Raw genomic sequence first — 9,215 nt, 5'->3', positions numbered from 1 at the left:
CTATGACTAGTATAGCATAAAACCCTTTTGAAACAAGCATTTACTGCCCTTTTTTCCCTATTTAAGATTAAAGTAAAATCTTTTTTACTTTAATCTTAAATTAAGTAAAACGTTTTTTACAATAAAAAATAGCTCTAAAAATAAATCAAAGATAGTCATTTTATTTTATTCCACTATCATATTAATTTTTTATATTAATTTTTCGTAAATTGTTGGTAAATCTTCCTCTTACTTAGTTACTTCTTACTATATGGACCGAGATTTGATTGTAGCTCATTCTTTTTCAACGTATTGGCTAACTAAGTCTATACAGTATTCTAAACTCTCTAAAGACCCCTGTATGCTTTAATCAGCTCAACCGTCATCATTATTTTGATAAAAGCTTTACAATCAGTAATAATAAAAGTACGATCAACTATTATTACTGAATTGTAAGCCAGTTTCTTAACGATTCTGATTTATTTTTTAAGAATTATTATTCAAAGTTTTCTTTTTGTATGACTTGATTTTTCTTTTGTCTCCTTACTTTTGTCTCCTTAAGGATAATTAATCAAGACTTACAAGCTTGTTTGAATAGTGTTCTTGAACCAATCGGCTATTTATTACATAATAAGTAGCCGATTGGTTCAAGAAGATTGATACCGTTTCGGTATATTTGTCAACACTTTTTTCAAAAAAAATTTCAAAGGAGTTCAAAATATTTGCTGAACGAATAAAAACACTAAGATTATAAACAAAAATGACTCAAAAAGACATTTCAAATAAACTTGAAATGTCTCAACCCACTTACCAAAGACATGAGAAATCAGAATGTGAGCCTAATCAAGAAATGATTCAAAAAATCGCTAATATATTCAACTTTAGTATTGATTATCTTTTTGGAAATACAAGTAATAAAAAAACTACAAAAGTTGAAGATGACTTAGAAAAGTCACTAGACACATTTAAGTCATTTGGCGGTAAACTTATGTCAGACCATGACAAAGATATTATACGTAAAATCTTAAGAAATACGTTTAATGATGAAGAATGATTAATGCACAATAAAGTTAAAGAATTAGTTAATTAATTAGGTATAAAGATAAAATTTGCTGTTATTGACAGTAACGGTTTTTGGCATAAAAAATAAAAGCCATAATTGTAATAAATGATAGTTTAAACGAATTAGATGCAGCACTTGTACTGTTACATGAGACGGCATATTTTCTTAACCTAGACTGCAAAAAATATAACTAATCAATTTCAAATTGACAATTTAAAATTTGAAGCAAATAAATACATGATCCATGAAGTTATGAAAATATTAGACGAAAAATACGAATTTACTTCAGATGCAAATTACCAATAAATTATAGAAATTTAAATTTTCTTATTAATTAGATGGAGTTATAGTTGATGAATTTCACGATATTATATCAAACAAATTTGAATCAAACCTTATAATGATCCAGTTTATTTTTATGAATAAAGGAAAAGTATATTCAAATAAAAAATAAAACATCATCAAATCTATATGATGATGCTGCTCTTAGATTTGATGATGTTAGCATAGAAACAGATAATAGCAACTTATTTATTTTAATGACTAGCAATTTCTCTTAGCCACTCGGAAAAATTATATATAATAAAGATTTAAAAACCTTATCTAGTTATCTAATGACTACATCAGTGAATTAGATAAGAAATATATTGGTAGAAGTGAATTTGAAAATATAATTTCAAGTAAAAAAATTGTAACCTAATTTCGTGGTTTTTGGAGTGATGGAGAAAATTCTTATTTTTATGAATCAGTAATTGTTGTAGCAAATGAATTTAACTAAAAAACTAAATAAAGTCCACCAGATTTTTTAAAAATGTTATGCCCCCAAAAAGTTATACCTAAAAACTAATATTTGGAGGTCTTTCTTATGACAAAATATACCTATGACTTAAAATTACAAATTGTCCAAGCATATCTTTCTGGTACAGGAGGTCTTAAGTTCTTGGCTAATCAATACGGCATACCATCTTGACAGAGTTATTGTTGATAAGTTTTATAATATCATTTTAACTAAACTTGAAATTGAACCTCATTATGATCCAGATTACTTTTATGAATAATATTTTTGAATATAAAAACAAATTGGAAGATATATTAATCGTTGAAGATTAAAAGTGGTATAATTAAATTTAAATTTATTAATAATTATGTGATTTATCGAGCACTGAGAGGAGCAAAATTTGCTGAAGGTTAAGAATTTAACAAAAAAGTTTGCAAAGTTTACTGCTGTTTCAAATGAAACTTTTGAAGTTGGTGCAGGTGAAGTTGTTGGTTTTGTTGGTCCTAATGGCTCTGGTAAGTCAACAACGATTGATATGATTTTAGGGATGACAAGTCCAAGTAGTGGTGAAATTTATATTGATGGTGAAAAATTAAGGCGTGACAACACTGCTCAGCTTCATCAACAACTTGCTTATCTGTCAACTGACATGAATCTTGATCGAAATCTGACTGGGTATCAGGCGTTAAAATATTTTGCAAATTTGCGTGGTAAGTGGCATCTAGAAGTAGAAAATAAGGTTAAAGCACTTGCCAGTAAGCTAGATGCAAATTTAAGTGAAAAAATTAAGCACCTGAGTCGTGGGAATCGACAAAAGATTGGCTTGATTGCAGCTGTCATGAATACCCCAAAACTATTAGTGATGGATGAACCTACTAACGGTTTTGATCCCATCGTTCAAAATGCTTTTATCGATATTATTCGTGAACATCAAAAAAATGGTGGTGCAGTATTCATTTCATCTCATAATTTAAGTGAAGTGTCCGAAATTTGTGATCGCGTGATTTTTATTATAGGCGGTCAAATTGTTGCCAATGAACTAATGAGCACCTTACAAAAAATGGCGCCTAAAAGAGAAGTAATCGACCTAGATGCGGTATTTGAAGCATTAGTTCAAAAAAATAGCCATCACATAGGAAATGATAAAGGAGATGAGTATGCTCAGAAATATATTTAGTAAGACGCTATTTGAACAGCGCTTTGCATTATTAAGCTGGTACCTTGGTATTTTTCTAATTGTTTTTAGTGTCGGCATGATGTTTCCATCAATCCATGACATGTTTGGTAGTCAGATGTCACAGATTCCCAAAGCATTCCAAGGGTGGTTTGGTGAAAATGCTAATTTGATGAGTACATTTTCTGGTTTTACAGTTACAGAACTCGTTGGTAATGTTGGGATCATGCTGGTCATCATGACAATTATTTTTGGTTCTAGTTTTATAGCTGGAGATGAAGAAAAAAATATATTACAACCACTTCTCACACTACCTATTTCCAGAAAAGCAATCTATTTCCAAAAATGGCTCGCTTTATCGCTTATTAATTTGATTGCCGTGTTTGTTTGGGGAGTTGCAGTCATTTGTTCAGCGATGCTTGTGGATGAACATCTCACATTTATCGTACTAGTAAGAACTGCTAGTATGTTCTTCTTGACTAACTTAACTCTTGGGACGCTAGCGCTTTCGTTCGGTGCTTTAAGTGGTAAGCGCTCCATTGGTGGGATTCTTATAGGTGTCTATACTTTTTTATCCTACTTTATTAACGCGCTTGCTGCTCAGAGTGATATCGTTGAAAAACTCAATTATTTAAGCATTTTTAAATATGCGAATTATATTTCTTTGGCTGATACAGCGATAGAGATACAAAATGTCTCAATCATTTTTGCGATGCTGCTTATTTCATTTTGTCTTGGTTATGTTATTTTCTACCATCGTGACATACAGATGAACTGATATTTAAAAAGTAGATAACACATTTATTAAATATTATTAAAATTAATAAATTAATAAATCCGTCTGTTCTAAACTGGTTATAAGAAAATGGGAAAACACATCACTAACAATTTTCAAAATGATAATTTAGAACTTGAAGCAAATAAATACATGATTCATGAAGTTATGAAAATATTAAATGCAAAATACGATTTTTCTCTGGTTACAAACTACCAACAAATTGTAGAAAATTTAAATTTACCATATCATCTTGACTGAGTTATAATTGATGAATATCATGATATTATATCAAATAAATTTGAAATTGAACCTTATTATTATCCAGATTTTTTTTATGAATAATATTTTTATTCATAAAAATTATTTTTGATTACTTGATTATTTTACGAATTTCATTTTTTCAAAACACCACAACCCCTATGTATACAAGGCTCTTTGAAAATATATTTTCATCTTGTGATTATACCAATTTTATAAACTACCAAATGTAAATACTAACATTTATAAGAATAGAGTTCATTTGGTATTCAATTATTTTCTGTTTAGTCAATATTACTTGCATGAAGATTTTTATCAAATTTCTAATTCAGAAACCTTTTAAATCGATATTTTACAGCAACATATCACTACAACTCACTACAACTCACTACAACTCATGATTAGTATAAACTATCATTTTACAACCAATATTTATTAAAATACAAAAAAGTTTAGCATTTTTTTATGATGATAAACTTTATTTCTTATACAAATTTTAATGACTATTTTCAAAATATTTGCCCAGATTCTGCCCAGAATTTTAGTTCATACACTCTGAAATCTGCTGCTTAAGGCTTTATTTCCCTATATCCTATATTTTAAATATAAGTTTACCGCATTTAATTTGAATTGGGAATTATAAACAGTATTTTGTCGTTTACGCTGTAGACCTGACGGACCAAGAGTGTTATAGATAGTAACCCATTCTCCTATTATATTAGAAGATGGTATACCGTATTGATTAGCCAAGAACTTAAGACTTCTTGTACCTGAAAGATACGCTTGGACAATTTGTAATTTTAAATCATAGGTATATTTTGTCATAAGAAAACCTCCAAATGTTAGTTTTTATGTCTAACTTTTGGGGTCATAACAAATAATCTATACTGTATTTTCTTATAGAATTTATTTTATTTGGTTCTTCTCAACACTACTTTATGACTTCAACTAATATATTATTTTATCTTCTGTTTAAATTGACGATCCTTTAATTCATATATGATATCACTTGCTGTTGCCACTTCACCTTCATGTGTCACGATAATCACAATTTTATTTTCTTCATGGGCTATCTGTTTAAAAATTGCAACAATTTCTTGCGTTGTTGCTTCATCAAGGTTACCTGTTGGCTCATCTGCTATGATGACTTTAGATTGTGTAATCAAACTTCTAGCAATAGCAACACGTTGCTGTTGACCACCAGACAATTGTTTGACCGGCTTATATATCTGATCTTCCCCAAGACCAACTTTAACTAAAATATCTAAAATCGCCTGCTTTTCATCTTCATAATTAACATGTGATATATTAATCGCAGTTTTTACATTTTGATAGGCATTCATATAAGTTAAAAGATTAAAAGATTGAAATACTGTAGACACACTCTGTAATCGATACTTAGTTAACCCTTGTTTTTTGATATCAACATTATCAAACTTAACCAAGCCTCCTTTTGGTGAATCAAGTCCTGCTAACAAAGAAAGTAATGTTGTTTTACCACTTCCCGAACTACCAAGTATTGCATACACAATTCCCTCTTTAAATTCTTCATTCACATCTTTAAATAAATAATCATCTGGATTTTGTGTATAATAATATGTTAAATTTTCAATTTGTAGCGTCATAATCATGCTCCTGTCAAAATTTCTTTTGGATTAAGTCTGATAATACCTAGGCTTGCAATGATAATTGCAATCACAATAATACCAAGCGCAATTGCTGCTAAAATAAATAATTGTTTACTCGTCATTTTGACCTCTAGTTTATCAATTACTTTTATTTGTGATTGACTTTGTCCAAATGGATTACCACCTCGTCGACTAGTATTACTACCTTCTTTATTACCAGGAACTTGTCCGCCTCCCATCTGATGTTGAGATGAGTTTGTACTTTCTGCTGTTTTCGTCGTTTGACTGCTCAATAATTGACTACCGACAACATTTCCGACAATATTGCCTGTAGCACTTGCAATACCAATTGCGACAATCATCACTAAGAAAAGCTCAATGAAAAACTGACCTATTATTTTAAGACGGCCTTCACCCATACTCATCAATATACCAATCTCACCACGACGTTCTCGAATTGTCAAGATTACGATAAGTGTCAAAATAATCGTACCTGCGATTGCAACTAGAATGACAATGTTTTTTGCAAATTTGGCAACATTATTAAGTGGCGCAAGCATTTGTTGATATACTGAATCATTACTTGTTACAGTGTAAGCCTCTGTATCAATTAATTTTTTAGCAGCTTTCACAAATGAAGCGCTCTTAGCTGGGTCTGTTAAGTTGTAGGTTGCACTCTCAATTGTATCTGAAGTACCTGCCAACGTATTCGCAAATGTCAGACTAGTATATAGTCGATTACTAACATTCATAAATGAGAAGTTCGCTGCCATACTATCTACACTTGAACTAGATTTATAGATACCAACAACCGTCATCGTATAGGCTTTCCCATCTGTGTCTTTAATAGTAAATGTTGAACCTGCTTTCAAACTATTAGCTAATGCTAAATCTGCTTCTATCACAACATTATTCGACTTTTCATCCTCTGCATTCAAAGCACGACCACTAGTTATTTTGTTCGTTCCATCAGAAAAGTCACTAACTGTTTTTAAATTATTTATACCAATTACAGTGAAATCTCCTTGATTCATTTTAATAGGTTCTACACCTCCTCCGGGTCCCTCCTTATCCCTGTTAACCTCACTTGAGCTAGATGATTCAGCCGACTCGCTCGTACTAGCAATGGGCTCTATACTATCTTTTACAGCAACTGCTGATTTCGTGAAATTATACGATTTAATACCAGATAATTTAGATATTGCTGTTGCGTCACTAAGTTTTACAGGTGTTATATCAAAACTTGTCTTACTTTTTTCAATCGAACTATCCGAAGCTTCTGTGCGAGACTTATTCATCATCGCTTCACGATTTACAGCCAAAGTAACCGTAGCACCTGTTTCTTTTTTAGCATTTTCAATCGATTGTTTCGCCGAGTTGTTAATTACAAGACCAGATAATACAAAAATCAAAATTGATGAGAAAATGACAATCAATAGTATTGTTTTTCCAATTTTTGCCTTAGTATATAACCAGGCACGTCTAATAAAGTCCACTTATGTTCTCCTTTTTATCCAGAATACTCTAAAAATAGATCTAATAGTAAGAATAAATACATTAATACCTATTTCTGATATTTTTAGGATAGAGACAGTATAACAAGAATTACTTAAAGTATACTTATCAAGCATTTATTTAGAATTTTAAAACAAATAATTCTATTATCCTCTTTTAGACCATGAACGTTATTTTAGGTTTCCTTGCTTATCTCTTATAAAATATACTTCATTTATAGTAGTTAACCACTCCTTTTTTAATATAAAATTTAATTGATACTTCCAATAAATTTTATTTATCATTAACTATTGATTTTCTTACTGAGAAACTTTACCACTTATTAAACTAATATTTTTTCACTTGCTTGGCTATTTTCAAACTTAATAGTATAAAATGATTAAAAAAGTACTTTCCTGTATTATTTTGTATCCTCTTAGTATACTAATACTATCAACTCCTATCGATAACTATGAAATAAACTACCAAATACAAATTACCAATATTTATAAAGATAGATTTCATTTGATATTTAATTATTTTTGTTTAGTCAGTATTTACTTGCATGAGGGATTTTTACTACATTTCCAATTTCATACCTTTTTAGCCACTATTTTAAAAGATTCATAACTACAATCATGGTTAGTATGAAAACATTATTTATTATAATACAAAACGAATAAAAAAAAGTTGAACTAGATTAGCCCAGAACACTATCGTTTAACTGTCAAAAGAAAAAAAGACAAGAAATCATCTTGTCCTAAAAGTATAGGTTTTGGGATGTAAGACATCATTTCTGATAGACTTTATTTTTAATTCAACTAATTATTTTCAATTGATTAGTTAATTTCTTGGTTATATTCAATTATTCTAAAAAAAACACAAATTTTATAAACAACACATTAACCAGAAAAACTGATATAATTTATATCTCTTTTTTTATGACAATTAAAATCATTTTAAATGAATTTATAGCTTTCAATGCATGAGGAATATTAGCTGGCATGATAATACTCTGCCCACAATTTAGTTTGAAAATTTCTTCATCAATTCCTACATCTGTTATAGTGACCAAAGCATCCCCAGGTGAAGTATGTTCGCTAATAGACTCCCCCTTATCTAAGGAGAAAAGTGTAACACCTACGTCTCCATATTGGACAAATGTTTTGCTTGCTACACTACCAACCTCTAAATTTATTTCATCTTTTAATTCAAAAATCTTTTGTGCTCTATTTTGTGATGTACATTTTGTTTACCTCCTATTTTTGGCTACAAATGGCAATATATTTTAAATTTTTTCCGGTTTTTGTAAAAAAAGTGTGCATATTCTTGAACATCTCTATGTTCTTTTTTTTATGACCATTCTTGATAATATTTATCGTATTTATGAGTCCCTCATCTTTAATCATTCCTTTAAAAGACATTAAAGTCATTTGACCATTAGTGCTTTCTACATTTAGAAAATTTGATTGCTGAAATATACCTTCCCATTCAATAACACTCAATGGTAAGACATTAATATTGAGTGTACTTCTTAGTTCATCAATGATTTAAGTTAATTCCGGATTAAGGAAGGCTACATCATGCGTTAGTAGTTTCCCTCCAGGTTTCAACACACGATAATATTCATCAATAGCTTTTTTCTTAACTATAGGACTTAGCATTGTAAGCATGGCTTCGTTGATTATGATGTCAAAAGTTTCATCATCAAAAGGAAGTTTTAAAGCATTACCTTGTAATACATTAATTTTATCTACTAGTTGTTTTGCTGTCAATATCCGCATGACTTTCAATCACAGTTGGCTTGATTTTATTTAACTTAGTTTGGATTGCCTGCTTAGCTTCCTGACATAAAAAATCAATTTGTGACTCACACTTGACTAATCGTTCACACCAGACCAAAATTTCATTAATTTTAGCATAGGGCGATAAATACAAATCATGTTTGAAAGCGATGACTTTTTGTTCAAAAAAATTGAAGTCCTCTATCATCTGGACTTCATAGATTCCGAGGATGGAATGCCATAATAAGCGCCTTCTACATGTCCATTCTCTGTATGACT

Annotated in this window: 7 protein-coding genes and 1 pseudogene; 3 read left to right on the top strand and 5 right to left on the bottom strand. The window is 30.0% G+C overall.

Features of this window, described 5'->3' with window-relative positions:
- The first annotated feature begins 739 nt into the window (after window positions 1-739).
- The 3 genes from RU86_RS11180 (at window position 740) to RU86_RS11170 (ending at window position 3,772) form a co-directional block, all read left to right on the top strand.
- The gene (locus RU86_RS11180) at window positions 740-1,033 is read left to right on the top strand and encodes a helix-turn-helix domain-containing protein (RefSeq protein ID WP_245810521.1); all 294 of its coding nucleotides are present in this window, start codon (window positions 740-742) and stop codon (window positions 1,031-1,033) included.
- Window positions 1,034-2,220: 1,187 nt separating this feature from the next.
- A complete protein-coding gene (locus RU86_RS11175) occupies window positions 2,221-2,997 on the top strand; it encodes an ABC transporter ATP-binding protein (protein WP_096815372.1) in 777 nt (258 codons plus the stop codon).
- Window positions 2,978-3,772, top strand: coding sequence for an ABC transporter permease subunit (locus RU86_RS11170; RefSeq protein WP_096815371.1), 795 nt, complete (start codon window positions 2,978-2,980; stop codon window positions 3,770-3,772). Before RU86_RS11175 ends, RU86_RS11170 begins: the two co-directional genes overlap by 20 nt.
- Before the next feature lie 843 nt (window positions 3,773-4,615).
- Here RU86_RS11170 and RU86_RS11160 read toward each other — a convergent pair.
- The 5 genes and pseudogenes from RU86_RS11160 to RU86_RS12260 form a co-directional block, all read right to left on the bottom strand.
- Window positions 4,616-4,855 carry a helix-turn-helix domain-containing protein gene (locus RU86_RS11160; protein ID WP_096815370.1) on the bottom strand — a complete coding sequence of 80 codons (240 nt, stop codon included), beginning with the start codon at window positions 4,853-4,855 and terminating at the stop codon, window positions 4,616-4,618.
- Window positions 4,856-4,986: 131 nt separating this feature from the next.
- A complete protein-coding gene (locus RU86_RS11155) occupies window positions 4,987-5,655 on the bottom strand; it encodes an ABC transporter ATP-binding protein (protein WP_096815369.1) in 669 nt (222 codons plus the stop codon).
- A 2-nt stretch (window positions 5,656-5,657) separates the two neighbouring features.
- Window positions 5,658-7,154, bottom strand: a complete 1,497-nt coding sequence (locus RU86_RS11150) for an ABC transporter permease (protein WP_096815368.1) — start codon at window positions 7,152-7,154, stop codon at window positions 5,658-5,660.
- 1,548 nt (window positions 7,155-8,702) lie between these two features.
- Entirely contained in the window at window positions 8,703-8,927 is a 225-nt protein-coding gene (locus RU86_RS11135; protein ID WP_179296281.1) for a class I SAM-dependent methyltransferase, read from the bottom strand.
- Window positions 8,902-9,215: pseudogene (locus RU86_RS12260) on the bottom strand (hypothetical protein); the annotation flags it as partial. The gene RU86_RS11135 and the pseudogene RU86_RS12260, both read right to left, overlap by 26 nt.

Origin of the sequence: Pseudolactococcus piscium, from assembly GCF_002441695.1 — a bacterium.
In the GTDB taxonomy this organism is placed as follows: domain Bacteria; phylum Bacillota; class Bacilli; order Lactobacillales; family Streptococcaceae; genus Pseudolactococcus; species Pseudolactococcus piscium.
Note: the sequence above shows the minus strand (reverse complement) of the source record. Positions and strands in the feature narration are given on the sequence as shown.

Bases quoted from the DNA above. Each gene is read 5' to 3' on its own strand.
- RU86_RS11170 (WP_096815371.1), top strand. From the start codon at position 2,978: ATGCTCAGAAATATATTTAGTAAGACGCTATTTGAACAGCGCTTTGCA.
- RU86_RS11180 (WP_245810521.1), top strand. From the start codon at position 740: ATGACTCAAAAAGACATTTCAAATAAACTTGAAATGTCTCAACCCACT.
- RU86_RS11155 (WP_096815369.1), bottom strand. From the start codon at position 5,655: ATGACGCTACAAATTGAAAATTTAACATATTATTATACACAAAATCCA.
- RU86_RS11160 (WP_096815370.1), bottom strand. From the start codon at position 4,855: ATGACAAAATATACCTATGATTTAAAATTACAAATTGTCCAAGCGTAT.